The sequence below is a fragment of the Aromatoleum tolulyticum genome, from assembly GCF_900156155.1.
Taxonomy (GTDB): Bacteria; Pseudomonadota; Gammaproteobacteria; order Burkholderiales; family Rhodocyclaceae; genus Aromatoleum; species Aromatoleum tolulyticum.
The window spans coordinates 223,970-249,226 of the sequence record NZ_FTMD01000009.1; the positions used below are offsets into that span (position 1 = coordinate 223,970).

A 25,257-nucleotide genomic window follows, 5' to 3' on the forward strand; every position below is an offset into this window, starting at 1 on the left:
CATGATCTTCCTGCCTCTTGTCCGGATAGGATGCGCAGTCACTGGCGGCGCCGTCGGGCGATTGCGGAAATGACAGTATAGGAGTTTCCGCCGAGCGGTTGCCGGTGAGGTCGTGCGGAATCGCGGCGCAGTTGATCGCGACGAAGGGTTGGTCCGCGCGGTCGCCGTGCTCGTGCAGCCAGCGCGCGAAAATCTCCTTGCCGACGCCGGTTTCGCCGAGCACCAGGGGCCTGGGGGCTCACCGCGCGGCGAGCCAATACGGCGGCAGTGCGTGCGGCTCTTATATAGATCCCAAAGACCCGGATGCGGCCGAGCACCTGCTGCGCTTCTTCCTCGAACACCCGCGGCCCGAAGCGGCCAGCTGACGATTTGCCCCTGCCCTGCCCTCGGGCGAAGGCTGGCAGGACAGCGAAGTGACGCCAGACGCATGCCAGAGTTCTTCCCCTCCGGGAACTCGGCGCCCACGATGCAATCGGAGATATGCCACCGCACTCTCGGAAAGCGATGACCTCGAACCTCGTTCGCCTGTTCACGGCCGCCATCGCTTTGGCGGCACCCGGTTTCCACGACGGGGCCGCCGCCCGCGACCTCCCCACCGCGGCCGCCGCCTCCGCCTGTCTCACACCCGCTGCCTGGAGCAGCCTTGACGGGGAGCGGCCGCGCGTCACGAGCGCTTTGCCGCTGCTGACGGAAATGGCGAAGCGCGACGTTGTGCTGCTCGGTGAGCTCCACGACGAGCACGACCATCACCGCTGGCAGTTGCAGGCGCTCGCCGCCCTCCATGTCCAGCGGCCGAACATGGTGCTGGGTTTCGAGATGTTCCCGCGCCGTGTGCAGCCGGCGCTGGACCGCTGGGTGGCCGGGGAACTCACGGTCAAGGAGTTTCTGGAGCAGTCCCAGTGGGACAAGGTGTGGAACCTGCCGGCCGAGTTGTATCTGCCGCTGTTCGAATTCGCCCGCATCAACCGTATTCGCATGGTCGCGCTGAACGTCGACCAGCAGCTCACCCGCGCCATCGCCGACAAGGGCTGGGAGGCGATCCCGCCGGCAGAGCGGGAAGGCGTGGGCCGCCCCGCGGCACCGGCCGAGGACTATCGCGACGTTCTGTTCCAGGTGTATCGCGAACACCCGGCCCGGAAGGGCACGGCGGATGACAAGGCGGCGCGCGGCGATGCGGCGTTCGCCCACTTCGTCGAGGCGCAGACCACCTGGGACCGGGCGATGGCTGAAGCCCTGGCGCGGGCTCTGTCCGCGGGACCGGCGGGGGAAAAGCCCTTGGTGGTGGGCGTCATGGGCAGCGGCCATATCCGCTACGGCCATGGCGTGCCCCATCAGCTGCGCAACCTCGGTGTGACCCGCATCGGCACCCTGCTCCCCGTGCCGGCGGACTTCAACTGCGAGGACGTTCGTACCGGCTTCGCAGACGCCGTGTTCGCGCTGCCGACGTACGCGGCGGCCAAGCCGGAGCCCCCGCGGCTCGGCGTGCGGCTGGATGAGGACGGTGGCGCCGTACGCATCGCCAACGTCACCGCCGGGAGCCTGGCCGACAAGACGGGCCTGAAGAACGGCGACCATCTGGTGGAAGTGGGGGGCCAGCCCGCGAAGCAGCTGCGGTCGGTGATCGCATCGGTGCGCGCGCAGCCTCCGGGGAGCTGGCTGCCGATGCGCGTGAAGCGCGGCAACGAGACGGTCGATCTCGTCGTCAAATTCCCCCCCGCGCCGTGAAGACGGGTTCCCTCGCGCGAGTGGTGTCAGCCCTTGTGGCGGTTCTGCTCGCTGTTCTGCTCCCCATCCTGTTCCTTTTCCCGTCCGCGGCGCGGGCGGAGGCCCCGACCCTGGAGCTCGCGGTCGAGCTCGATCCCGCCACGCGCCGCCTCGCGGTGCGGGCCGACCTGTCCCCAGCTTCCCGCGATTTCCGTTTCGAGCTGCACGAGGCGCTGGAAGTGACCGCTGCCACGGCGGACGGCAAGCCCGTTGCGGTCCGCCCAGCGGAACGCCGCGGTTTCATCCGCACCTGGCAGGTCGCACTGCCTCCCGCCGCCGAGCGGCTGCATCTCGAATATGCCGGCACCCTGCCCGCCCTGGACCGCACGCTCGATCATCGCGACGTGGTCCAGGGCCTGTCGCCGGTGGCCTCGGCGGAAGGGAGCTTCCTGCCCTCCGGCGGCGGGTGGTATCCGCGGCCGGCGGCGCTGTTCGCATACAACGTGACACTGACCATGCCGGGGAACCAGCGGGCGCTGGTGGCCGGGCGGCTGAAGTCCGAAGAACTTGCGGGCCACGGATCTGGCCATTACCGGGCACGCTTCGAATTCGCGCAGCCCGCCGACGGCATCGACCTCATGGCGGGCCCCTGGGTCGTCCGCGAGAAGATGATGCCGCGGGCGTCAGCGGAGCCGGTGCGCCTGCGCACCTACTTCTTCCGGGATCTGGACGCCATCCCCGGCCTTGCCGAGGGCTATCTGGACGACAGCCAGCGCTACCTCGAGCGCTATGGAAAGGAGATCGGGACCTATCCGTTCACCGAGTTCTCGGTGGTGGCGAGCCCGCTGCCGACCGGGTTCGGCATGCCGACGCTGACCTACCTCGGCGCCGACGTGCTGAAGCTGCCGTTCATCCGCGCGACCTCGCTCGGCCACGAAGTGCTGCACAACTGGTGGGGGAACGGCGTCTACGTCGATTTTGCCCAAGGCAACTGGTCGGAGGGGCTGACCACCTTCATGGCGGACTACGCCTACAAGGAATCGGAGTCCGCCGAGGCGGCCGGCGCGATGCGGCTGGGATGGCTGCGCGATTTTGCCGCCGTACCCGCGGGTGACCACCAGTCGCTGGCCGATTTCCGCTCCCGCACCCACGGCGCTGCGGCGGCGGTGGGTTACGGCAAGGCGGCGATGCTGTTCGTGATGCTCCGCGACACCATCGGCGAGGAGGCCTTCCGGAGCGGCATCCGTGCGTTCTGGCAGACGCAGAACTTCCGCACCGCCTCCTGGAGCGACCTGCAGGCGGCCTTCGAGCGCGCCTCGGGGCGGTCTCTGGACGCCTTCTTCAAGCAGTGGATCAACCGTGCGGGCGGCCCGGCGGTCAGGATCACCGCAGCCGATGCACGCCGCACGGCGGAGGGTGCGCGGCTGACGCTCGCGGTGGAGCAGAACGCGCCGGCCTATGCCCTGCACCTTCCCGTGCAGCTTGTCTTTCCCGACCGCGCGGAAATGCGCTGGATCGACGTCGACAAGGCGCGGCAGGCGGTTACGCTGGATGTGGTGGCGATGCCCACAGGCGTACGCCTGGACCCCGAACTGCAGGTCTGGCGCATGCTCGGGCAGGAACAGTTGCCGCCCATCCTGCGGCAGTGGGTCATTGCGCGGAATCCTTATCTGGCGCAGGCCTCTGCTGCGCCGGACGTGCGTGAAGCGAGCGTCGCGCTGGCCCAGCGCCTGTTCGAAGTCAGCCCCCATGCGATCGCGCCGGGCGAGATCACCAAGGGAAGCGGGCCGGTGCTGCTGGCCGGCCTGCACGCGGACGTGGATGCTGCGCTGGAACGCGCCGGCCTGCCGCCCCGGCCGGAGCGTCTGGCCGGTCGCGGCAGCGCCCAGGTGTGGACCGTCGCGGTCCCGGCCGGCGCACCGGTGGCGGTGATCTCGGCGCGGGACGCGGAATCGCTGCGGGCGCTGCTGCGCCCCCTGCCTCACTACGGCGCGCAGAGCTGGCTGGTATTCGAGGGCGCGCGGCTTGTCGAGCGCGGCGTATGGCCCGCCCCCACCCCACTCATCCCGGTGCGCGCCGCGCCGTGACGCTGTTCATTCACCGACTGGTTCGAACCGCCAGCCCCGGCCCTTCCGCCCTCGCCGGCGCTGCAGTTCACGAGAGCGGTTTCGCCAAGCGCCTCACGCTACCCGACGGTATAGCCGCCATCGACCACGATTTCCTGTCCGAAAATGTTTTTCGCAGCGTCAGAGGCCAGAAAGACGGATGTCTCGGCAATTCTTTCCAATCCGCAGACTTCATAGAGCGCTGCATCTTCCGGAGAACACGTCCTATGCCCAACACCCGAAACCCGAACGCCGTTCGTCTGGAGTTCGCGCCCGGCTCCCTGGTTCAAAACAATTTGTCGGGTGCGGCCTTTACCGGCGACTGGCTCTGGGTGGCAGGCGACGAAGCCTGTGGCCTGGACCGCCTGCGCCGGCTCGACGCCGTGGGCCGCGAAGCCTTGCGTTTTGGCGAAGCCCGCGATTTCCCGCTGGCCGACCTGCTTGAACTGCCCGGTACGGCCGAAGACGAGGCCGATCTGGAAGGCATGGCGGTGGCCGATGGTTACCTCTGGGTGGTCGGTTCGCATGGCCTCAAGCGCAAGAACGCCAAGCCGGACCGGGACCACGCCGACAACGCCAAGCGGCTGGCGAAGGTGGCGCTCGACGGTAACCGCCGCCTGCTGGCGTGTCTGCCCGTCGAACCCGACGCCCAGGGCGAGCCCTGCCTGGTGCGCCAGGCGCAGGACGGTCGGCGGGCATTGCGGCTGAAGGGCGATTCGCAGGCGAATCTGCTCACCCGCGCGTTAGCCGACGACCCCCACTTCGGGCCCTACATGGCGATCCCGGGCAAGGACAACGGCTTCGACATCGAAGGTCTGGCGGTGGACGGACACCGGCTGCTGCTCGGCCTGCGTGGCCCGGTGCTGCGCGGCTGGTCGGCGCTGCTCGAGATCGCGGTCGAGGCGCGCGGCGATCACCTGCACCTGGTACCGCTGGACGACAGCGGCACGCTGCTGCGCAAGCACTTCCTGCAGCTCGACGGCCTGGGCGTCCGCGACCTGCACTTCTCTGGTGACGATCTCTATATCCTCGCCGGTCCGACTATGGTGCTCAACGGCGATATCCGTGTTTTCAAGTGGCCGCTCGCCAGACCCACGATGAAAGCCAACCGGGAACCGGCGCGTTTCGAAACGGCGCTGACAGAGTCGGTTTCGCTGCCCCACGGGCGTGGCACGAACCGCGCTGAGGCGATCTGTGACCTGCCGCCCGAAATCGCCGGTGGCAAGCCCAGCTGGCTGGTGCTCTACGACGCGCCTGGCGCCGATCGCCGGGACGGCGAGCACGTTGTCTTCGGCGATCTGCTGCGGCATGAATGAGGCTTCCCGGCCTGAGTCGTCAGGGGCCGACAGCGCGGCAACTCATCGAGCAGCGGGACTTTGCGCGCCACGATCAAGTCTTCGTCCGCACGGCAGTCACACCCGTACAGCCAGAGCGCGCCTGATCGCAAGCGGGGGCCGAACGCTGGAGGACTATTCGGACGCGTTCGCGTCCTGCTTCAGGCGATAGGCAAGCTGGCGTCGCGTGACACCGAGAAGGCGCGCCGCGTGGGTCAGATTGCCGTTCGCGCGCCGGACCGCGAGTTCGACCAGGCGCCGCTCGTGCGCTTCGAGATCGAAGCCTTCGTTGAGCAGCGCGTCGTAGAGCCTGCCGCGGTTCGCTTCCACGGCATCACCGATGAAGCCTTCGCGGCCGATCTCGACGCCGTTCTGCGGTTCGGGGGCGCCGGCCGCGAACAGGTGCTCCAGTTCGATCTGCCCGCCCGGTTGCGCAAGCAGCACGCCGCGTTCGATCAGGTTTTCCAGTTCGCGCACGTTGCCGGGCCAGTCTTGCGCGAGCAGCGCCTGCATCGCGCGGTCGGTGATGCCTTCGATCTTCTTGTGGTAGGTCGGGGCGTATTTTTCGACCAGGGCCGCGGCCAGCAGGGGGATGTCCGCCTTGCGCTCGCGCAGCGGCGGAATCGTGACGGGATAGGTTGCGAGCCGGTAATAGAGGTCGGCGCGGAACCGTCCTTCGGCGATGGCTGTTTGCAGGTTCACGTTGGTCGCGGCGACGAGGCGCACGTTCACCTTGCGCGTCTGGTCGTCGCCCAGCCGTTCGATCTCGCCGGTCTGCAGCACGCGCAATAGCTTCACTTGTGCGGCGGGCGACAGGTCGCCCACTTCGTCAAGGAACAGGGTGCCGCCGTTGGCGCGCTCGAAGCGCCCCGGGCGCGAATGCTGCGCGCCGGTGTACGCGCCCTTCTGCACGCCGAAGAGTTCCGATTCGATCAGGTCGTGCGGGATCGCGGCGCAGTTGATCGCGACGAAGGGCTGGTCCGCGCGGTCGCTGTGCTCATGCAGCCAGCGCGCGAACATCTCCTTGCCGACGCCGGTTTCCCCGAGCAGCAGCACGCTGATCGGGCTCTTCGCGGCCTTGCTGACGAGTTCGAATGCGGCGCGGAATCCCGGCGAGCTGCCGACGAGCCGGCCGGCCGGGGTCTGCTGCGCGGACAGGGTGGCCGTCAGCTGCTTGACGTCGTCCTGCAACTGGCGGAGCTTGCATTCGACGTTGTCGGGCTGGAAGTAGTCGAGATAGTCGTCGTCGAAGTTCCACGCCTCGGCCGGCTTGCCGACGATGAAACAACGCGGGTCGCCGCGACCGGTGCATTCCATTTCGCGAAACACGATGAAGCGCTTGAGGAAATAGCTGGTGTAGCCGGACGCATAGCCGACGAGGCTCCAGCACGCGACGTCTTCGCCGACGCCGAAGTGCTGGATGTGCGACTCGGCTTCCCACGAGTTCTGCCATTCGACCTCGCCGAAGAAGGTGCCGGCCTCCCAGTCGATCTTCGCGTCGAGGATGGTCGCCTTCACCAGACCTTCAAAGGCATGCAGCTCAGGGCCGATCTGGAAGGCGTCGTAGGGGTTGAGCTGATTCGAGAGCTTGCAGGCGAGTTCCGCGTCATGGCGACCGGAGGCGAAGCCCATGCGCAGCAGCACGCCCTTCGCCCGCTTGGCGCCGAGCGAATCGAACAGCTCCTTGCGCAGCGCGCCGAAGGCCTGCGCGTGGAACATCAGCATGCGGTTCTCGCCGAGCCAGATGTGCCCGCTGTCGAGGTTGAAGCGCAGCCGCGAGCGCAGGTTGAACTGCTCGATCAGCTTCTCGTGTTGCATCCGGACGTCTCTCCTCGCCGTGTGGGGGCATCGTTCAAGCGATGCCCTCTCATTGGTATTCGCAATTTTCAAGCTACTGCCAATTATCCCCCGCTGCAGTGACATTCATCAGCTTCGCGAAGCGCTTTTTGAAACCTTCGTCGTATTCGCCGCCGACGCGGGAATCGCCGTTTTCACGGAAGGCTTGCTCGACTTCCCGCCAGTCCGCCTCGGTGAGGTGCTCCAGCGCCGCGGGCAGGATGATCTCTTCCTCGGTGTTGAGGTGACGCCACTGCGATTCGATGAAGGCATCGACCGTCAGGGCGAGCGTGACGAGTGAGGAACGATCGGTGCGGCAGCGCTCCACGGCGGCCTCGACATCCGCGACAATCGCGCCGCCCTCCTCGTGTTCGTGGCGCAGCACCGCGAGGATTTCGTCCGCGTCGCGGGTGCGTGCCGCGAGTTTGCTGAAGAGGAACCGCTCTTCCTTCGGATGGTGCAGCACCTCGGGAAAGGACTTGATGTAGTGCAGCAGGGCGGCAATGAAATCGAGGTCCGGCAGGGTGTCGCGCTCGCGCGCCTCGCGCATCGCGGCGCGCAGCCCGGCGAGCACGGACGCGATCGAGCGATGCTCGTCCAGGATGATCCCGATGGCCGCCCGCGCCGCACCCGCAGGCATGTTGCGCTCGACGGTCGCGACCAGCACCGGCAGGCGCGCCTGGGCCAGCACCTTCTGCGTCTGCGAGCCGGGAACGAACGCCTGCAGGCCGCGCCGGCCATGCGAGGCCATGAAGATCAGGTCGCAGCCGCGCTCTTCCGCGACCTGCAGGATCAGCTCCCACGGCCGCGCCCCGGTGCGCACGACGGTGTCGCACCGCAGTTCCACCTGCCCCGCGGCAGCCTTCGCCTTGGCGAGGATGGCGTAGGCGTCGCCCGCGGCCTCATCAATATAGTCCTGCGGCGCCAGCGTGCGCTGCAGCGCGCCCTCGCCGCTCGCGCCGAAATCCTCGCGGGCGGTGAAGAAGGTGATGCGCGCGCCCAGCGTGCGGGCGAACTCGACCGACTGGGTGACGAGATTCGTTGCCAGCTCGGAACCATCGAGCGGCACCAGCAAATGACGGTACATGTTCAGTCTCCTGGGGCTCAGTGTCAGATGGCTACGGTTTTCTTCGGACGCAGCAGGAAATGACCCAGCGCAGGCAGCAGGATCAGCGCGCCCAACATGTTCCACACGAACATGAAGGCGAGGAGGATCCCCATGTCGGCCTGGAACTTGATCGGCGAGAACGTCCAGGTCGCGACCGCGATGCCCAGCGTGATGCCGGTGAGCACGACGACCTTGCCGGTGAAGAGCAGCGCCTTGTAGTACGCCTCCGACAGGCTCATGCCGTGCTTGAGTTGCGCGAGCGTGACCGTCATGACATACAGCGCATAGTCGACGCCGATGCCGACGCCGAGCGCGATCACCGGCAGGGTCGCGACCTTCACGCCGATGTTGAGCCACACCATCAGCGCCTCGCACAGCACCGAGGTCAGCATCAGCGGCAGCACGGCGCAGATCACCGCGCGCCACGAGCGGAAGGTGATGAAAGCGAGCACGATCACGGCCGCATAGACGAGGAACAGCATCTCGACGTTGGCCTTGCGCACGACGATGTTGGTCGCCGCCTCGATGCCGGCGTTGCCTGCGGCGTTGAGGAAGCGGATCTCGTCGCTGCCATGCTGCGCCGCGAAGGCCTCGACCGTGTTCACGACGCTGGTCAGCGTGTCGGCCTTGTGATCCTTCAGGTAGACATAGACCGTCGTCAGGTCGCAGTTCTGGTTGAAGAGTTCGCGCGGCGCGCGGGTGATGATCGCGTTCAGCATGTCCTGCGAGCGCGGGATCTCGAACCACTTCAGGCTGCCTTCGTTCATGCCGGCGTGCGACACTTTCGCGAGGCCGGCGAGCGAGCTTGTCGCCTCGACGCCCGGCAGCTGCTGCAGTTCGCGTTCGAGCGCGTCGACCGACATCAGCGTGTCGTAATGCGCGCAGGCGTACTGCGGCGTCTTCACCATCACGATGTACACGTCGCTGCTCGCCGCATAGTTGGTCACCATGAAGGCGTTGTCGCGGTTGTAGCGCGAGTCGGCGCGCAGTTCGGGGGCGCCCGGGTCGGTGTCGCCGATCTTGAGCTGGAAGCTGGTCGCCAGACCCACGAAGCCCATCACGACGCCCGCGGCGACGGCGATGGTCGCCCACTTGCGCTGGGTGAAGAGGTCGAGGAAGGCCCAGAACGCGTGCTTGCCGTGCCCCGAGTCGTTCGCCTCCATCGTCTCGGCGCGCAGGCTGCGCTCGGCGGCGACCGGGCTCACCCCGGTGTAGGACAGCAGGATCGGCAGCAGCACGAGGTTGGTGAAGATCAGCACCGCGACGCCGATGCTCGCGGTGACGGCCAGATCCTGAATGACCTGGATGTCGATCACCATCAGCACCGCGAAGCCCACCGCATCGGCCAGCAGCGCGGTCATCCCGGCCAGGAACAGGCGGCGGAAGGTGTAGCGCGCCGCGACCAGCTTGTGCGTGCCGCGGCCGATGTCCTGCATGATGCCGTTCATCTTCTGCGCGCCATGGCTCATGCCGATGGCGAAGACCAGGAAGGGCACGAGCACCGAATAGGGATCGAGCTCGTAGCCCAGCGTCGGCAGCAGCCCGAGCAGCCACACCACCGCGATCATCGAACACAGCACAACCAGCAGGGTGCTGCGCAGGCAGCGCGTGTACCAGTACAGCACCGCGGTGCAGATCGCGATGGCGATCGCGAAGAACACCATCACCTGCTGCAGGCCGGCGAGGAGATCGCCGACGACCTTGGCGAAGCCGGTGACATGAATGCCGACGCGGTCGCTCTCGTACTTCGCACGCAGTTCCTCGATGCGTTCGGAGAGCTGCGCGTAGTCGATGCGCGCCCCGGTTTCGGCGATCTTTTCCTGCAGCGGCACGAGCACGATGCTGGACTTGTAGTTGGCGGCGACGAGCTGGCCGATCTCGCCCGAGCGCTCGACGTTGAGCCGCACCTGCTCGAGGCTGTCCGGCGAGCCATCGTAGTCGTCCGGGACCACCGGGCCGCCGTCGAGACCGTCCTCGGTCACACCGGTCCAGCGCACCGCCGGCGTCCACAGCGACTTCATGTAGGGGCGATCGACGCCGGGCAGCAGGAACAGCTCGTCGTTGATCTTGCGCACCGTGTCGAGGTACTCGGCGTCGAAGATCTTTCCTTCCTTCGCTTCCACCGCAATGCGCAGCGTATTGCCCATGCCGGCGAGCTGGCTGCGGTTCTCGAGGAAGTTCGCGATGTACGGATGCCCGGTGGGGATCATCTTCTCGAACGCCGCATTCAGCGACAACCCGAGCGATTGATAGCCGAGCACCAGCGTCGTGATCAGGCACAGCACGACGATCACGAGGCGGTTGTTGAACAGCAGGCGTTCGCCGAGCGAACCGGAGCGCGAGTCGAAGGCCGCGAGGTCGCCGATGACGACGCCTGCGGGCATGGCGTGGGCGTGGCTCATTTTTTCACTTCCGCAACGAGGAGTTCCGGCTCGATGCGCGTGAGTCCGCGCGGTCCGGAAAGAATCAGGGCGCCGTCGGCGGCCTGCACGAGGCCGGTGAGACCGGAGGTGGGCGCAACGGTCAGCGCGACGAGGCTGCGACCGCCGTCGGTGCTGCGCAGCAGCCGCCCGCTCGCGTCACCGAGGATGATCGAGTCGTCGGCCAGCGTGCGGCCCGCGGCGATCGTCACCGGCTGTCCGGCGTCAATGCGCTCCCAGCTCGCCCCGCCGTCGGCACTGCGCCAGGCGTTGCCCCGCAGGCCGAAGGCGAGGAGCGTGTCGCTGCGCGTGCGCAGCGCGCCGAACCAGGTGCCGGCATACGGGGTCGCGAGCGCGCTGAAGGCGCTGCCGCCATCGGTCGAGCGGAACAGCGCGCCCTGCTCGCCCGCGACGAGGAGCGCATTCGCATCGCCGCGCACCTGATACAGGTGCTTGCCGCGCGGATTGGGGATCGTCCCCATCAACGAGGTCCAGCTCTTGCCGCCATCCTTGGTCGCCAGCGCGAGGCCGTAGGCCCCGACCACCCAGCCGCGGCTCTCGTCCGCGAAATGCACGCCGAGGAAAGGCTTGTCCGGGCCGTCGGCGACCAGTCCCTCGGCCTCGCGCAGCCGGCGCGCGGCGGCCTCGCGATTGCCGGCGTCGAGATCGCCGCCCTCGCTCTCGCCGGCGCGCTTGCGCGCATCCTCGACAACGATCTGGGCCGCCAGCTTGCCGTCGAGCTGACGCGCCCAGGTTTCGCCGCCGTCCGCGCTATGCAGCACGACCCCGCTGTGCCCCACCGCCCACCCGAGTTGCGCGGTGGGGAAATGCACGTCGGTCAGCGCGACGCTCACCGGCACGCGGCGCGCCTGGCGCCAGTTGCGGCCGTGGTCGTCGGACAACAGCACGGTGCCATGCTCGCCGACCGCGACCAGGCGGTCGCCGGCACGCGCGACCGCGAGCTGGAGCGAGCGCACCGCACGCGCATTGACCGCAGCAGGCAGGTCGAGCAGATCGGAAATGGGGGCGGCCAACGCGCCACCGACACCGCCCAGCCAGGCGATGGCCAGGAGTGCGGCGGTGAGCGCGGTGCGGCGGATGCTTGGAAGATTTGGGCGCATCATCGGTACTCGGTTCGACACCGATCCCGCGCGCCGCCATACGGCGACGGGCGACGAATCGGACATGCAGGAGGGCGGAATCCGGCCCCGGGAGGAAGAGGGATCAGGGCCGGATCCGCAACCAGGGGAGGCGTATCAGCGCACGCCTTCGGCGGCGACGGCGTCACCGGTAAAGAAGGTTTCCTGCTTGCGCGGCACGACCTTGAAGTCCTCGCCGTTGAGCGCCTGGATCACGCTCATCGTGCCTGCCTGCAGGTTGAACACGGTCGCGGTCTTCATCAGCGTCGCCGGGATCGAGGGCACGACGAAAGGCGTGACCTGGGTGGTACGCCACAGCTTGCCTTCGGCGTCATAACCATCGACCAGCGCGATCAACCAGGTGTCCTCGTCGATGTAGTAGCGACGCTTGGGCACCGCATGACGCTTGCCCGACGCGACGCTCGCCTCCACCACCCACACGCGGTGGCGCTCCCAGCGCACGTGGTCCGGATTGAGGTGGAACTTGGCAAGCGCGTCGTCCAGCTTCGCGCCGATCAGCCCGTTGTTGTTGTACGGGATCAGCATTTCCTGCTTGCCGATCAGCTTCCACTGGAAGCGGTCGAGCGAGCCGAAGAAGCCCTGCACCTCGTCGAAGTAGTTCGCCCCGGACGCAACGAAGTCCGGCGTGTCGTACGAGACGGTCGGCGCACGACGCACCCGACGCTGGCCGACCAGGTATTGCCATGCCTGGCGCGCGTTCTTCTGGTCGACGCTGTCGCGGATCACCAGCGACTCGCCGGCCTTGAACGGGGGCTCCAGCGTGTTGAAGCGGAACATGGCGTACTCGCCCGACCAGCTTTCCGGGGTCGCATCCTCGTAGTACTGCGGGTACTGGAACGATATCTCGTTGCGCGTCGCCAGCGTGTGCGTGCCGTCCGCGTTGCCGACGATGTTCTTGAAGCGGTACTCGATCGACGGCGCCTCGACGCGCATCAGGTAGTTCCACATCACCTCGACGCCTTCCTTCGGGATCGGGAACGGGGTGCCGCCGATACAACCCTCGATCGAGTAGCCGCCGTCCTTCAGCTTGCAGCGGGTGGCGTTCCTGGCGACGTTGTCATACACCTTCTGCGGCGCCGCGGCGGTGCGGTGCGTCGGATAGACGTCGAGCCGGAACGACTCGGGATACTTCTGCAGCAGCGCCTTGGTCCCGTCCGACAACAGCGCGTCGTGCTGCGCGATGTTCTTGGCATTGACCTGGAGCACGGGTTTTTCGTTGGCGAAGATCTCGGTCGGGATGTCGCCCATCTTCTTGCCGGACAGCGGCTTGGTGACGCCGCCGTTCCATTCCGGAATGCTGCCGTCCTTGTTCCCAGCCTTCTCGCCCCCCAGCGGGGTCAGCGTGGTCTTGAGCTTGGCGGCCTCGTCGGCGCCGACCGCGGTGTGCGCGACCTGCGCGCCGCTCAGCATGGCAGCAATCGCCGCCGACAGAATCAGATGCTTGTGCATTCTCGTCTCCTCGATTTATGAATGTCTGGAATCAGAACGTGCGTTGGACCGACAGCGAGATGAAGTCGCGGTCGCCGTGGAAGTTGTCGTACGAGAGCTCGGGCACCGCGGTGTTGTAGCGGATGACCGAACCGGGCGAGCCGATGTAGTGGGTGTAGGTGATGCCGGCCTGCCAGGTCTTCTGGTACTCGCCCTTCACGCCCACGCTGACGTTGCCGCCATGCTCCGACGGGAACAGCGCGCCGTTTACCGACGAGCGACCGGTGAGGCCGTAGCTCACGCCGATCGGCACCTGCAGGTCGAGTCCGGGCAGCACCTGGAAGTACTCGGGCTGGAAGATGAACTGGATCGCGCTCGCATCGCGCGTCGCGCGCGGGTCGAGCTGGTTGGCGTTGTCGGTGACCTCCAGGCGGCGGTTGTAGGCGAACTCGCCGATGAAGGAGGCGCCTTCCCATAGTGCGTTCGCGGACAGCACGCTGATCGCCGACAGGTTGAGGTGCAGCGTACGACCGACCGGGAAGGCGGCATTGCTGTCGCCGTCGGCGGTCGTGTTGCCCGGCAGGATCACCGTGTTGCCGCTCGCCACCAGCGGCATGTTGTCGCGGAAGGAGATCTCGCCGCCGACGTTGGTCTCGCCGAGCAGCGTGCTGAAGCTCGCGCCGACCGTGCGGATGTTCTCCGCGAAGACCTGCACGTAGTCGCCGATGCTGCCGTTGCGCGGATTCACGCCGGGGCGCAGGTAGAACTGCGGCATCTTGTCGTGGTATTGCGCGGCATACACGCCGTATTCGGTATCGCCCGCCTTGAACTTCAGCTGCAGGCCGCCCTGCCCCGAATCCTTCGCCTCGATGTCCTTGCCGCGATGCACGAAGGCCCCCGGCCCGAGGATGACGGTCTCGCCGCCCTCGTCGACGAAGTCCGCGAAGCTGAAGTACGAGCCCGCCGCCGGCAGGCGCGTCTTGCGCCATTCGGCCTGGTAGTACGCCCCGATCGAGAAGGTCGGGCTCACCTGCAGTTGCGCCGACACCTGCCCCACCGGGCGCAGGATTTCCTTGAACTGCGAGTTCGGCACCGACAGTGCCTTGATCAGGTCGAGCGAGGTCTGCGCGGCGGCGATGCCGTTGCTGCCGAAGAACAGGCTCTCGCCGTAGAGCTGCGTGAAGCGCCCGGCCTTCAGGTTCACGTTCATGTCGCCGGGCGTGAGGTTCGTCCACACGAAGGCATCCAGGAACTCCGCCTTGCGCCCGTGCAGGTCGCGCGTGTCGTCGGTGAATTCGTCGAAATCGGCCGAGCGCGAATTCACCAGCGCGCCGCCGAGCGCGCCCGGATTGTCGTTGCGACGGTTGTACACCTCGTCGTACCAGGCGGCGCCGCTGACGCGGAAGCCGAAGTTGCGCTTGTAGCGGAAGTCGAATTCCGACAGCAGGTCGACGCGGTTGGAGATCAGCCCGCGGTCGAAGTTGAGGTCGCCGTCGTTGGTGTTGGCCTGCACGCCCAGCGAGTTGTCGGCGACGTTCGAATCGGCACCGCGCACGCGCCATGCGGCGCTGTACTTGACGGTGTTGTCCCAGGTCATGCGGACGTCCGGATTGCCGATGTCGATCTGGAATGCAAAGGCGCTATGAGCGCCCGACATAGCCGCCAACGCGCCGATCACCGCGCCCACCGCCTTCCGCAGACGAATCTCCCGCGCACCGCGGCACGCCAACTTCTTCGACCCCATGTCTTCCTCCTTATGCGAGTTCTTTTCCATCGGTGCGCTCCGTCGGTGAATGCCGCGCGTCGCCCGATCTGGAGGAGGAAGTTATCGATGTCGAGAATTACCGTCCAATACCATTATTTGGCACGCTCAATACCTTCAAGGTATCGTTTCGAAAACGGCCACTGACGGGGGACACGAGGACATGGACCTGCGACACCTGCGCTACTTCATCGCGGTAGCCGAGGAAGAAAACATCGGCCGCGCCGCTGCGCGCCTACACATCTCCCAGCCGCCACTCACGCGGCAGATCCAGCAACTGGAGGAAGAACTCGGCGTGCGCCTATTCACGCGCACGCCGAAGGGAATGGAGCTGACCCAGGCCGGGGAGCTGTTCCTGGAGGAGGCGCGCAACATCCGCTCCGTCGTCGAACAGGCCACCGAACGCACGCAGCGCGCGGGGCAAGGCAAGTTGGGACGCCTGGACATCGCGATTTTCGGCTCGGGCATCCTCGGCACGATCCCCAGGCTGCTGCTCGCTTTCCGCAACGACTATCCCGAGGTGAAGACGGTCCTGCACACGATGACCAAGGCCGAACAGATCGAAGCGCTGCGTCAGCGGCGCATCACGGTCGGCTTCAATCGCATGCTCGCGCCCCTGCCCGACCTCGCCACCGAGCTGGTTGCGACCGAACGGCTTCTCGTCGCCATCAACGAGCATCACCCGCTCGCGCGCGAGGAGAGCGTGCCGTTTCAATCGCTTGCCGAGCATCCGATGGTCCTCTTCCCGACCGGAGCCCGTCCGAACTTCATGGACAAGGTGATGCGGCTGTGCGAGGCGGCCGGCTTCGTACCGCAGGTATCGCAGGAGGTCGGCGATGCGGTGACGGGCGTCGCGCTGGTCGCAGGCGGCTTCGGCGTCTGTCTCGTTCCGGAGTCGGTCACCGCTCTGACGCTCCCGGGCGTTGTCTTTCGTCCGCTCCAGGACGCCCCGGCCAACGCCAGCATCGACCTCAGCTGCCTCTATCGCGCAGACGATCAGTCACCGATTCTTTCGGCGTTTCTCGAGACCGTGCGCGCATTTCGCGACACGCAGACGATCGAGACGCCAGCGGACATCCGCAGTGCGACGGGCTGGGACGCTGACATGTGATCCGAGCGGGTGGGCAGCGCCGGGCGGAACCAAGCATGGGCTTCTCGGAGTCACGCAAATCATGCATACGCCGATCGCTGGCCGGTATCTCAACGCATGGCCTATCGATATTTCGATTCCCCGATCGCGCCCCCTTTCGCGTGGCTGGGCGATAGATCATGGCCGGGCCGACAACTCACATGAGCGAATCCCGAGCCTCCGCCAAGGCGGCGGCCAGCCTCTTCCACGATTCGTCCGAGTCGGGCAGTCCGAACCGGATCAGCTCGTGGTCTTTGAAATACCGGGTCAGAATGCCGTTGCTGGCGAGGATTTCGTGGAATTCCCTGGCCCGCGGCGGCGCGACCGTCGCGAACAGCGCAGTCGCGCCCACTACCCCCATCGGTGCAAGCATCCGCACCAGTCGCTGCCCGGCTTCGCGCAGGTACGGGCGCATGTCCCGCTGCCACGAGCGATCCGCCAGCGCGAGTCGCGCGACCTCGCGCGACGGCCCTGCAATCGTCCACGGTCCCAGTCGGGATGACAGGCGTTCGCGCAAGTCGGCTGATGCGAAGACGAACCCGACCCGAGCGCCGGCGAGGCCGAAGAACTTGCCCAGGGAACGCAAGACGATGAGGTTTGGCGCAGCGTCGGAACCGGCGATGGAAGCGAGGCTCTCCTCCGGATTCACGTCGATGAACGCTTCGTCGACGACGAGCACCCCGCCGCGCGCGCTGAGCGACGCGGCCGCCTCCAGCAGTTCGGCGCGTCCGTAGCTTCGACCCGTGGGATTGTTGGGATTGCACACGACGACATGCGGCGATCCGCCGGCCAATGCGCCGCACAGGTCGCCGCCGAGGTGCAGACGGACGTCATGCCCGTGTGTCCTCCATGCATGAGGGTGTTCGTTGTAGAGGGGGGACAGGCAGGTCACCGAGCTGCGCGAAAATAGCAGCGGAAGCGTCTGTATCGCGGCCTGGGAACCGGCTACGGCAAGCCCGTGCGAACTTCCGTAGTAACCTGCGGCCACCTCCTCCAGACCGTCCTCCTCTTCGGGCAAACGCTTCCACGACTGGGCAGGGAGCGGTGGCACCGGCCAGCCGTAGGGACTCACGCCGGTCGACAAGTCGAGCCAATCGGCAAGCGGAATGCCGTAGCGGGCCGCAGCAGCCCGCAGCCTGCCCCCGTGCTCCGGGCTGTGGACACCTTGGCCGTTCGTCATGTTTTCGATCTTCACAAGCAGGAGAACCTTATTCAGAACGAGCTGGAGTTGCTCACGGATGTGAGCTGACGGCTCAAGCTCGCCAACCTGGCATGCATATGCGTATCACTGGCCCGCAATACCAGCTCCGCACAGCGATGAAGATCCTCGTTTTCGAGCGCGGCGCCGCAACCGACGGCATCTTCCAGGCGCTTTAGTGACAGTCGCCGGTGCCCGAGCCTGAGACTGTGCCGCAGCAATGCCAACACCGCCGCCTTGCGTTGCGCCTCGTCCTGCGCGTCGGAAAACGCCTGTTTCAGTCTCTTCGCTGCATCTCTGGGCACATTGTTCTCCTGGAGATCACGACAACAGAAATAAAAGGGAAAGACGCCACACGCGAGGGAATGCGGGGTGGAGAGGGAGAACAGCCATCGAGTGCTTGCTGGCATCTTTCCATAAACTGAAATCTTCTTTATCGGCCACCTTCGGGCCGGCGTAATTCCATGCAGGGCTTCGCCCGTTTCCGCCCTGCTTTTACAATCAATCGAGCTGCTTTGCACCTGCCGCTCGTCGTAGCCGATGAGCAAGGCGCAGACCGGGGATCCCTTGCCTTCGACGACCGAGTTCGTGGTCAGCGTCGTCGACAGGGACACGAGCACGACGTCTGGCAGGGATTCCGGCGGCAGGCTGTCGATCGCCTTCGCGATGCCGATCGTCAGGTCATGGCGGGTCGTCAGCTGCTTTGCGGCAGCAAGCACTTCGCGCCGCTCGTCGATAAGGACCGCGTCGGTGAAGGTTCCTCCGGTATCGATACCCAGCATCAGGCCCATCTTCGTCCTCTACTCAGACAAGTCTCCGTTGAAAGTCACGACAGGCGAGACGGCATCCTGTCGGCGGAACGCGATGCTCAATGCTGTCACCGGCTTTTCCGGCTCCAGACCGTGCCGCTATCGGCCCATCGTCAAATCTAGTCTCCCGCGCGGACGACGCCTGTCTGGTTGCGACGACCTCAGGCCGGCCTGCGACGTCTGCCCCGATAGCGGGAACAGCGCTATTGACGAGGGCCTCCGTCGTCGCGAGAATTGCACCCGATTCGGCAATGACGGCGAAACCAATCGCCGTCGGAACACGGTGCGAGCTTGCTCAATTCCGTGGCGGGCCCGCCGCTGTAACCGGGGATGAACGTCGCTGGGATGTCGGTAGATTCCGAACATCCAGTCACTGTCGGGGAACACCCCGGCGGGAAGGCGCGGCAGTTCGCGTGATCCGGGAGCCAGAAGACCTGCCGTATCGACTGTTTTTGTAGCTGAAACCAATGGCAAGGGTTTCGCTGTCCGCACTTGGCCGTGCGGCAGCGGAGCCCTTTTTGTTTTTGTGTTTGGAAAAACAGGAGAATCGGATGCCTTCGACTGATATCAAGCAACAAGCCGCGAAAATCGCCGTTTCCGGCGCAGCAAACACCGCTGTGTGCGGCGCCGAAGCGAAGCCGGCGATCATCGCCACCCGCAAGCGTTGCGAGGCGGACGGGGTGGGGCTGTCCCATTACGTCCTGATGGACCGCAAGGCGGTGCGATGAGCGGCCTCGTTTCGACCGCTCGCGCCCCGTCCGCGGGGCGTTATGCCAACCTCGGTTGCGGCGCGAGCCTGATTCCATTCGACATCGGCCACGCGGACTACGTGGCGCTGAGCGATCCCGCCAGCGCTTTCTGGGCGCTGGTGCGCAAGGACAAGCTCGCCGACACGCTGACCGATAGCGCGCTGATGGCGGGCTATCGGGCAAAGGCCGACGATTTCGCACGGGAGCTGCATGCGCTGCGCTTCGAGCTGAAGCCGTCGGCCGTGTACGTCAATCCGACCGAGCGCTGCAACCTGAACTGCACCTACTGCTACATCCCGGAAGGCATGCGCCGCAGCGGGCAGCACATGTCGACGGATCGGCTGGTGGAGGCGCTCGGGCGGCTCAAGTCGTATTTTTCGACCGTGATGCCCGAGGGGCGCAAGCCGCGCGTGATCTTCCACGGTGCGGAACCGCTGATGAATCAGGCCGCGCTGTTCTCGGCCATCGACACGTTCAAGGACGAGTACGTTTTCGGCGTCCAGACCAACGCCACCCTGCTCGACGAGGAGGCGATCGAGTTTCTCTCCGCGCGCAACGTCAGCATCGGCTTGTCGCTCGACGGGCCCCTTGCCGAGACCACCGACGCGACGCGCCTGACCTTCGGCGGCAAGAGCGTGCACGACAAGGTCCTGCGTGCGATGGAGTCGCTGCGCGGATATTCAGCCTGGAGCGTGATCGCGACCTGCACCGAGAAGAACCTGGACCAGCTCGTTCCGCTGGTGGATCTCTTCCATGCGCATGAGGTGCCGACCTGCATGCTCAATGCGGTGCGCTGTACCCTGCCAGGCGCTCGGACCGTCCGTCCCGACGACGAGGCCCTGGCGCGTGCCTTCATCGCAGCGCTCGAGCGCACGCATGCCCTGTACCGCGAAACGGGCCGCAAGATGGTCGTCGCCAACTTCGCGAACATTCTGCTGGCGATCCTGGCACCGACGGCGCGCCGCCTGATGTGCGACATCTCGCCGTGTGGCGGCGGACGTGCGTTCTTCGCGCTCGCACCCGACGGCGGCCTGTTCCCGTGCAGCGAGTTCATCGGGCTGGATGCGTTCCGCGGCGGCAACCTGTTCACGGACCGCATCGAGGATGTGCTCGAAAGCGAGGCGTTCCGCACGGTCACCGGGCGGGACGTCGACCGGATCGATCCGTGCAAGGGCTGCGCGATCCGGCATTTCTGCGGCTCGCCCTGTCCGGCCGAGGCGCACGAGATGAACGGCGGCATGGACCGTGTCGGGGCGTTCTGCGGCTTCTACGAGGAGCAGACGCGCTATGCATTCCGCCTGATCGCGGACGGCAAGGCGAATGACTTCCTGTGGGACGGATGGGATGCGGAGGACGGCGGCGTCGAGACGAGTTTCGACTTCGTGCTGCCCTGAGCCACGCCGCACCTGTCGCCGTCATTCAAGGCCCGCCCGGGGAATTCCCGCGCGGGCCTTGGTTTATCGCTCGATCACCAGATCGCTCAAGGGCGTGCTGCAGCAGGGAAGGATGTAGCCCTGGTCGATCTCCCGCTGGCGGATTCCCCCGCCATGCTCCATGTGCACCTCGCCCGAGACGAGGCGCGACTTGCAGGTGCCGCACATTCCCTTGGCGCAGGACGAAGGCAGGCGCAGCCCGGCCACGCGCGCCGCTTCCAGCACCTTCTGCCCCGGGGCGCAGGCGACCGTGTGTCCGCTCTTGGAGAATTCCACGCTGAAGCCGACCGCCTCGCACGCCGAAACGCCCGCACTGGCGGAATCCTCGTCCGCCGGCTCGCCAGGCAAGTCGGCGAAGGAGAAACTCTCCTCGTGATGCCGCGCCATGTCGAAGCCACCCTCGGTCAGCAGCGCACGCACTGCCGCCATGTAGGGCGCCGGTCCGCAGCAGAACACCTCGCGCTCGGCAAAGTCCGGAGCGATGCGGGCGAGGAGTTGCAGGTCGAGGTAGCCCGTCGGTGCAGCCCACTCGGCCTCGCCGCCACGCCCCTCGCACACGAAGGCGGTGCGGAAGCCCGGCTGGTTGCCGGCCAGGAGGCCCAGTTCGCGGCGGAAGATGATATCCGCGGGGGTGCGCGCGCTATGCACGAAGACCACGTCGCGGTCCTCGCCGAGATCGTGAAAGCTGCGCGACATGGACATCAGCGGCGTGATCCCCGAGCCGCCGGACTGGAGGCCCGCCGCCTCCCAGCGGGCGTGTTCCCGACCGATGAGATCCCTGAAAGCCTGGACCTGCTCCATATTCGACGGCGACGGCTGGTAGCCGAAGCCGTACTCGTAGAGCGAAATCGTCAGTTCGGGATGGTTGCTTACGCAGTGATAGCACTCGCGGTTGTTCTCCATCACGAGCTTCCAGTTGCCGGCCTCGACGATCTCGTCCTGCACTGCGATCTTGCAGTCGGTGAGGCGGTGGGGCCCGACGTAGCGCTCCATCGCTTCGCGCATCTGGGCAAAGTCCTGCGGCGGGTTCTCGGCCAGACAGACGAAGATGAGGCCGGCGACGCTCTCCACGTGCACGCGCTTCAGGCCGCGCCCCGAAGGATCGAAATCCTCGCCCATGTGCTCCGCGTAGATCAGCTTGCCGGTGAGGTCGTAGGTCCACTGATGGTAGGGACACATCGAACGCCTCTTCAAACGCTACCTCAATTGCGTACCGACGAAGTATTACCTCGACCTGCGGTTGCACCGCGCTCGCGCGCTACTGCTGCAAACCTCGCTGTCGATCCTCGAGATCGCCATCGCCTGCGGCTTCCGCACGCCGCCGCATTTCGCAAAGTGCTACCGCGATCTGTTTGGTTACCCACCGAGCGGCGAGCGCGGACAGAAATGCAAGAAGCCATTTGCGTCCGTCCCGCTCCTGACTGTGCCGCACCTGCAATCCGTCGCCCCCAACGTCGAATATTGCGGCAATGCGTGAGCGGCACGGGCGCGGGACGTTCGGCGCTAATTTCTCATGCACTTCCCGGCCGTCCGGGGCATCTGCCTGCTCCTCGGGCGGAGCGCCTTCATCACGCTGATGGCAGTCAGCAGGATCCACGGCACCTGCGCAATGACCGACGCCAGATTGAAATCGAAGACCAGCGAGAACAGGATGCAGCCGGGGCCGAGGATGTTGAGGCCGATGTAGCGCAGATCCTCGTGATAGCGGGAGAAATCGTAGCCCACCCCGAAAATGCCTCCCGACGCGCTCGTTCACACCTCCGGGCGGGAGCGGCATCTCGTGGATCTCCGGTATATTCGCTCAGGTTCGCGAGCCAAGGATCTTCCGCCGTCGAGCGCCGAAATCTGGAGACGATAAATGGGGGACAAATTGCGGCAGGCCCCGCGCAGCTTCGACAGCCGTATGCGGCACAGCAACCAGGCCTATCTTCAAGGGCAGGCGCCCCATGACGAGCACCCGCCGATCTGCCGACGCATCGGCTTCGTGCTGCTCGAACACTTTTCGATGATGGCCTTCACGGGTGCCGTTGACGCGATCGTCACGGCCAACCTGATCAGCCGCAAACCGCTCTACCGCTTCGAAACCTACAGTCTGGAAGGCGCCACGGTGCGCAGCGACCTCGGCATCAACATTTCCGTAGATGGTGAACTGCTCGCGCTGGACACGAAGGATCTCGACATCCTGATCATCTGCGGCGGGTTCCGCTCGAACCTCGAACCACAGCGGCCCGTCGTCGCCAAGCTGCGTGAGGCGGCACGCCACCGGGCGATATTGGGCAGCCTTTGGAACGGCAGCTACCTGCTCGCGCACGCCGGCCTGCTGGACGGCTATACCTGTACCGTACATCCGGATAGCCGCGACGGCCTCCAGGAGCTTTGCCCACAGGTCAGGCTCCTGCCTCACCCCTTCGTCATCGACCGCGACCGCATCTCGTCCGCGGGCGCGAACAGTGCGCTCGGAATGATGCTCGCGGTGATCCGACATCACCACGGTGACGAGACGGTGCGCGGCATCGAGGAGATCCTCGCCTGCGACCGGACGCTGGATGATCTACCCGACAGTCCGATGCCGACCCTGGTGGACGATCCCACCTTCCCGGAAGCGCTTCAAACGATACTGCAGTTGATGAAGAACAATATCGAGGAGCCTCTGAGCATCGAGGACCTCGCACTTCGCGCGTGCGTTTCCCGCCGCCGGATCGATCGCCTTTTCCAGCGCCACCTGAACACGACACCCTCGCGCTATTACCTCGAAGCCCGACTTACCCGTGCGCGCCGCCTGCTCCAGCAGACCAACGAGCCCATCACCAGCATCGCGATCGCCTGCGGCTTCAGTAGCGCGCCCCATTTCAGCCGGTGTTACCGGGAGTTCTTTGGGGTGTCGCCGTCACAGGTCAGTGCGAGACATCGTCGCAGCTGACGGAGCGCCGCATCCACGCGCTGGCGCCCATCGACATGATGTCCTCGAACCGGTGGCCGGGGCTCACATGGAGCGTACGCGGCTCCCCGGCGCGTGGAGAACGGGGGATAGGGCAGCGGCGCTATTGAGAACAGCTGATTCGTGACGAGCAGGACTATAGTGCGCACCTCGGCTCCCTGCATTTCAATCCGGTCAAGTATGGACATGTCCGGCGGGTCGCAGACCGGACTCATTCGACGTTACACGCCCGGGTGGCGCGTGGGGTCCATTCGCTCGATTGGGCAGGGAGTGATCTCGCCGATGCGCCCCGACCTCAAGTGGCGCGCCCTGCGCCGTCTGGCGCTGTCCTGGCTGCTGCTGGCGCTGCACGCGGCCGGTGCCAGCGCGGCCACTTTGACCGGCGGCCCGATGGCCGGGCCGGCGACAGCCGCGCGCGTCGGCGTGTGGCTGATGACCGACGCCCCCGCGCAGGTGCAGCTCGAGTACTGGCCGCACGGCCAGCCCGACGCAGCGCGGCGCAGCGCGCCGGTCGCCGCCAGCCCGGAGCGCGGCCACACCGCGCGCGTCGACCTCGACGGTCTGCGGGCCGCCACCCGCTACGCCTACCGCGTGCTGCTCGACGGGACCCCGGTCGAGCTCGGCGAGGTGCCCGCGTTCACCACCGCGCCCGCGGATCCGGCCGCGCCTCGCGATCTGGTCATCGCCACCGGCTCGTGCAACTACGTCCCCGACGCCCCTTACGAGGTCACCCCGAACTCCTTCGGCGCCGGCTTCGAGATCTTCGATACCGTCGCCGCACGGCGACCCGACGTGATGCTGTGGCTCGGCGACAGCATCTACTACCGCGACGACGACCTCGCGCCCGCGGACGGGGCCGCCGCGCGGATGCACCGGCGATGGGCGACCACGCGCGGCTTCGCGCCACTGCAGCGGCTGCTGCGCACCGGCCAGCACGTCGCCATCTGGGACGACCACGACTACGGCCCTGACAACTCGAACCGCGACTTCGCGCTCAAGGCGACGGCGCTGGAGCGGTTCCAGGACTACTGGGCGAACCCCGGCTACGGACTGCCCGGCACGGCCGGGATCTTCGCCCGGATGCCACTCGGCGACGTCGAACTGTTCCTGCTCGACGACCGTTACCACCGCGACGACGATGCCGCCGCGGACCCGGCGCGGACGATGTTGGGCGCGGTGCAGCTCGAGTGGCTCAAGGGTGCGCTGCGCGACTCGCGCGCCACCTTCAAGCTGGTCGCCAACGGCAGCCGCATGCTCAGCGACCGCCCGTCGCCGGAGCAGCGCGGCGGCGAGGGCTGGCACAACTTCCCGCGCGAGCGCCTGGCGTTCCTCGACTGGCTCGCTGCGGAGCGCATCGACGGCGTGTTCTTCCTCTCCGGCGACATCCACTACACCCACCTGACCGAGCGCGAGCGCCCCGGCACCTACCCGCTGACCGAGCTGACCTGCTCGCCGCTGACCGCACGCGTGCATCCCCGCCCGTTCCCGGTGCGCGAGGTCCCCGGGACGCTGGTCACGCAGCGCAACTTCTGCACGCTGGAGTTCTCCGGGCCGGCCGGCGCGCGGTTGCTGCGCGTCGCCGCGTGGAACGCCGCGGGCACGCGCCTGTGGCAGGAGGAGTTTCCGGCCGCGCGGCTGCGCACGCCGTGAGCGTGCCCACCCGCCCGGCGCGCGTCACCGCGCAGGCCGGCACGCCCACTTGCACTCGATGCAGTGGCTGTTCGTAAGCATCGACAGCTGAATCAGCTCGCCCGAGGAGCGGACACCCAGTTTGCTCATCAACCGGCCCCGGTGCGCCTCCACAGTCTTCGGGCTGATTCCCAGGATGCGCGCGATTTCCTTGCTGCTGTTGCCCTCGACGACGAGATCGAAGATTTCCTTTTCCCGCAGTGAGAGACTTTCGAGACAGTCGCGGTACTTGTGCCGCTCGCTTTGCTTGCCCCGCGCCTCCTTGCTCTCGATCAGGGCCGCATTGACGGCATCGAGCAGATCCTGGTTGCGGTAGGGTTTCTGCAGAAAGTCGATGGCGCCCCTCTTGATCGCCTGTGCCCCCATCTGCGCATCCCCGTAGGCGGAGAGAAAGATGATCGGCAGGTTGAAGCCGCGCTCGCACAACGCCTCCTGGAGTTGCAGACCGCTGAGCG

The 25,257-nt window shown here is 66.5% G+C and carries 21 protein-coding genes, 1 pseudogene and 1 riboswitch; of the genes and pseudogenes, 9 read left to right on the top strand and 13 right to left on the bottom strand.

The genetic code is table 11. The annotated features are described in order from the left end of the window. Positions 1-106: 106 nt before the first annotated feature. A pseudogene (locus BW991_RS24475) lies at positions 107-226 on the bottom strand (sigma 54-interacting transcriptional regulator); the annotation flags it as partial. A gap of 278 nt (positions 227-504) precedes the next feature. On the opposite strand from BW991_RS24475, the gene BW991_RS15020 reads away from it, so the two are divergent. Together BW991_RS15020 and BW991_RS15025 are read left to right on the top strand one after the other, a co-directional pair. Beyond that, a complete protein-coding gene (locus tag BW991_RS15020; RefSeq protein WP_076602921.1) occupies positions 505-1,725 on the top strand; it encodes a ChaN family lipoprotein in 1,221 nt (406 codons plus the stop codon). A 44-nt stretch (positions 1,726-1,769) separates the two neighbouring features. After that, a complete protein-coding gene (locus tag BW991_RS15025) occupies positions 1,770-3,791 on the top strand; it encodes a M1 family metallopeptidase (RefSeq protein ID WP_076602953.1) in 2,022 nt (673 codons plus the stop codon). A 98-nt stretch (positions 3,792-3,889) separates the two neighbouring features. Here BW991_RS15025 and BW991_RS24365 read toward each other — a convergent pair whose 3' ends face one another. Then, the gene (locus BW991_RS24365; RefSeq protein WP_280174124.1) at positions 3,890-4,099 is read right to left on the bottom strand and encodes an SDR family oxidoreductase; all 210 of its coding nucleotides are present in this window, start codon (positions 4,097-4,099) and stop codon (positions 3,890-3,892) included. Between BW991_RS24365 and BW991_RS15035 the strand changes: the two genes are divergently transcribed. Continuing rightward, positions 4,037-5,125, top strand: a complete 1,089-nt coding sequence (locus BW991_RS15035; protein WP_076602922.1) for a DUF3616 domain-containing protein — start codon at positions 4,037-4,039, stop codon at positions 5,123-5,125. The two genes, BW991_RS24365 and BW991_RS15035, sit on opposite strands and share 63 nt — an antisense overlap. A 153-nt stretch (positions 5,126-5,278) precedes the next feature. On the opposite strand, the gene BW991_RS15040 is transcribed toward BW991_RS15035, so the two are convergent. The 6 genes from BW991_RS15040 to BW991_RS15065 all read right to left on the bottom strand — a co-directional run bounded on the left by BW991_RS15040 (position 5,279) and on the right by BW991_RS15065 (position 14,839). After that, the gene (locus BW991_RS15040; protein WP_076602923.1) at positions 5,279-6,961 is read right to left on the bottom strand and encodes a sigma-54-dependent Fis family transcriptional regulator; all 1,683 of its coding nucleotides are present in this window, start codon (positions 6,959-6,961) and stop codon (positions 5,279-5,281) included. Between the two features lie 73 nt (positions 6,962-7,034). Continuing rightward, a complete protein-coding gene (locus BW991_RS15045) occupies positions 7,035-8,066 on the bottom strand; it encodes a universal stress protein (protein WP_076602924.1) in 1,032 nt (343 codons plus the stop codon). A gap of 23 nt (positions 8,067-8,089) precedes the next feature. Further along, positions 8,090-10,489, bottom strand: a complete 2,400-nt coding sequence (locus BW991_RS15050) for an efflux RND transporter permease subunit (protein WP_076602925.1) — start codon at positions 10,487-10,489, stop codon at positions 8,090-8,092. Beyond that, entirely contained in the window at positions 10,486-11,631 is a 1,146-nt protein-coding gene (locus BW991_RS15055) for a WD40/YVTN/BNR-like repeat-containing protein (RefSeq protein WP_076602926.1), read from the bottom strand. Before BW991_RS15055 ends, BW991_RS15050 begins: the two co-directional genes overlap by 4 nt. A 132-nt stretch (positions 11,632-11,763) precedes the next feature. Continuing rightward, positions 11,764-13,116: a DUF1329 domain-containing protein gene (locus BW991_RS15060; RefSeq protein ID WP_076602927.1), complete on the bottom strand. Its 1,353-nt coding sequence runs from the start codon at positions 13,114-13,116 to the stop codon at positions 11,764-11,766. A 31-nt stretch (positions 13,117-13,147) separates the two neighbouring features. Continuing rightward, positions 13,148-14,839, bottom strand: a complete 1,692-nt coding sequence (locus tag BW991_RS15065) for a DUF1302 domain-containing protein (RefSeq protein ID WP_076602954.1) — start codon at positions 14,837-14,839, stop codon at positions 13,148-13,150. 181 nt (positions 14,840-15,020) lie between these two features. Here BW991_RS15065 and BW991_RS15070 point away from each other — a divergent pair, with 181 nt between their 5' ends. Next, positions 15,021-15,968 carry a LysR family transcriptional regulator gene (locus tag BW991_RS15070; protein WP_076602928.1) on the top strand — a complete coding sequence of 316 codons (948 nt, stop codon included), beginning with the start codon at positions 15,021-15,023 and terminating at the stop codon, positions 15,966-15,968. 175 nt (positions 15,969-16,143) lie between these two features. Here the strand turns inward: BW991_RS15070 and cobD are convergent, their stop codons facing one another. Together cobD and BW991_RS24195 are read right to left on the bottom strand one after the other, a co-directional pair. Continuing rightward, positions 16,144-17,181: a threonine-phosphate decarboxylase CobD gene (gene cobD, locus BW991_RS15075; RefSeq protein ID WP_244551705.1), complete on the bottom strand. Its 1,038-nt coding sequence runs from the start codon at positions 17,179-17,181 to the stop codon at positions 16,144-16,146. A 17-nt stretch (positions 17,182-17,198) separates the two neighbouring features. Further along, positions 17,199-17,975, bottom strand: a complete 777-nt coding sequence (locus BW991_RS24195) for a hydantoinase/oxoprolinase N-terminal domain-containing protein (protein ID WP_244551706.1) — start codon at positions 17,973-17,975, stop codon at positions 17,199-17,201. Positions 17,976-18,222: 247 nt separating this feature from the next. Next, positions 18,223-18,449, top strand: a riboswitch (cobalamin riboswitch). An 11-nt stretch (positions 18,450-18,460) separates the two neighbouring features. Between BW991_RS24195 and cbpA the strand changes: the two genes are divergently transcribed. Then, positions 18,461-18,721 carry a modified peptide precursor CbpA gene (gene cbpA, locus BW991_RS15085; protein ID WP_084205099.1) on the top strand — a complete coding sequence of 87 codons (261 nt, stop codon included), beginning with the start codon at positions 18,461-18,463 and terminating at the stop codon, positions 18,719-18,721. Beyond that, on the top strand, positions 18,718-20,136 hold the full coding sequence (cbpB, locus tag BW991_RS15090; protein WP_084205100.1) for a peptide-modifying radical SAM enzyme CbpB: 1,419 nt from the start codon (positions 18,718-18,720) through the stop codon (positions 20,134-20,136). The genes cbpA and cbpB overlap by 4 nt, the downstream gene beginning before the upstream one ends. Positions 20,137-20,199: 63 nt before the next feature. Here the strand turns inward: cbpB and BW991_RS24200 are convergent, their stop codons facing one another. Beyond that, on the bottom strand, positions 20,200-21,354 hold the full coding sequence (locus BW991_RS24200) for a 2Fe-2S iron-sulfur cluster-binding protein (protein WP_244551707.1): 1,155 nt from the start codon (positions 21,352-21,354) through the stop codon (positions 20,200-20,202). A gap of 55 nt (positions 21,355-21,409) precedes the next feature. On the opposite strand from BW991_RS24200, the gene BW991_RS15100 reads away from it, so the two are divergent. Continuing rightward, on the top strand, positions 21,410-21,652 hold the full coding sequence (locus BW991_RS15100) for a helix-turn-helix domain-containing protein (RefSeq protein ID WP_244551710.1): 243 nt from the start codon (positions 21,410-21,412) through the stop codon (positions 21,650-21,652). Between the two features lie 26 nt (positions 21,653-21,678). Here BW991_RS15100 and BW991_RS15105 read toward each other — a convergent pair whose 3' ends face one another. Next, positions 21,679-21,900, bottom strand: coding sequence for a CBU_0592 family membrane protein (locus tag BW991_RS15105; protein ID WP_076602930.1), 222 nt, complete (start codon positions 21,898-21,900; stop codon positions 21,679-21,681). A gap of 145 nt (positions 21,901-22,045) precedes the next feature. On the opposite strand from BW991_RS15105, the gene BW991_RS15110 reads away from it, so the two are divergent. Together BW991_RS15110 and BW991_RS15115 are read left to right on the top strand one after the other, a co-directional pair. Then, entirely contained in the window at positions 22,046-23,095 is a 1,050-nt protein-coding gene (locus BW991_RS15110; RefSeq protein WP_244551708.1) for a GlxA family transcriptional regulator, read from the top strand. A 300-nt stretch (positions 23,096-23,395) separates the two neighbouring features. Next, positions 23,396-24,763 (top strand): alkaline phosphatase D family protein, encoded by a 1,368-nt coding sequence (locus BW991_RS15115; RefSeq protein ID WP_076602932.1) that lies wholly within the window; start codon positions 23,396-23,398, stop codon positions 24,761-24,763. Positions 24,764-24,787: 24 nt separating this feature from the next. On the opposite strand, the gene BW991_RS24370 is transcribed toward BW991_RS15115, so the two are convergent. Continuing rightward, a partial coding sequence (locus BW991_RS24370; RefSeq protein ID WP_076602957.1) for a response regulator transcription factor occupies positions 24,788-25,257 on the bottom strand: 470 nt, incomplete at its 5' end.

What these genes read in the sequence shown, in the direction of transcription:
- BW991_RS15020 (WP_076602921.1), top strand. Translation starts at nt 505, where the DNA reads ATGACCTCGAACCTCGTTCGCCTGTTCACGGCCGCCATCGCTTTGGCG.
- BW991_RS15035 (WP_076602922.1), top strand. Translation starts at nt 4,037, where the DNA reads ATGCCCAACACCCGAAACCCGAACGCCGTTCGTCTGGAGTTCGCGCCC.
- BW991_RS15040 (WP_076602923.1), bottom strand. Translation starts at nt 6,961, where the DNA reads ATGCAACACGAGAAGCTGATCGAGCAGTTCAACCTGCGCTCGCGGCTG.
- BW991_RS15045 (WP_076602924.1), bottom strand. Translation starts at nt 8,066, where the DNA reads ATGTACCGTCATTTGCTGGTGCCGCTCGATGGTTCCGAGCTGGCAACG.
- BW991_RS15050 (WP_076602925.1), bottom strand. Translation starts at nt 10,489, where the DNA reads ATGAGCCACGCCCACGCCATGCCCGCAGGCGTCGTCATCGGCGACCTC.
- BW991_RS15055 (WP_076602926.1), bottom strand. Translation starts at nt 11,631, where the DNA reads ATGATGCGCCCAAATCTTCCAAGCATCCGCCGCACCGCGCTCACCGCC.
- BW991_RS15060 (WP_076602927.1), bottom strand. Translation starts at nt 13,116, where the DNA reads ATGCACAAGCATCTGATTCTGTCGGCGGCGATTGCTGCCATGCTGAGC.
- BW991_RS15065 (WP_076602954.1), bottom strand. Translation starts at nt 14,839, where the DNA reads ATGGGGTCGAAGAAGTTGGCGTGCCGCGGTGCGCGGGAGATTCGTCTG.
- BW991_RS15070 (WP_076602928.1), top strand. Translation starts at nt 15,021, where the DNA reads ATGGACCTGCGACACCTGCGCTACTTCATCGCGGTAGCCGAGGAAGAA.
- BW991_RS24195 (WP_244551706.1), bottom strand. Translation starts at nt 17,975, where the DNA reads ATGGGCCTGATGCTGGGTATCGATACCGGAGGAACCTTCACCGACGCG.
- cbpA (WP_084205099.1), top strand. Translation starts at nt 18,461, where the DNA reads ATGGCAAGGGTTTCGCTGTCCGCACTTGGCCGTGCGGCAGCGGAGCCC.
- cbpB (WP_084205100.1), top strand. Translation starts at nt 18,718, where the DNA reads ATGAGCGGCCTCGTTTCGACCGCTCGCGCCCCGTCCGCGGGGCGTTAT.
- BW991_RS24200 (WP_244551707.1), bottom strand. Translation starts at nt 21,354, where the DNA reads ATGTGTCCCTACCATCAGTGGACCTACGACCTCACCGGCAAGCTGATC.
- BW991_RS15115 (WP_076602932.1), top strand. Translation starts at nt 23,396, where the DNA reads ATGCGCCCCGACCTCAAGTGGCGCGCCCTGCGCCGTCTGGCGCTGTCC.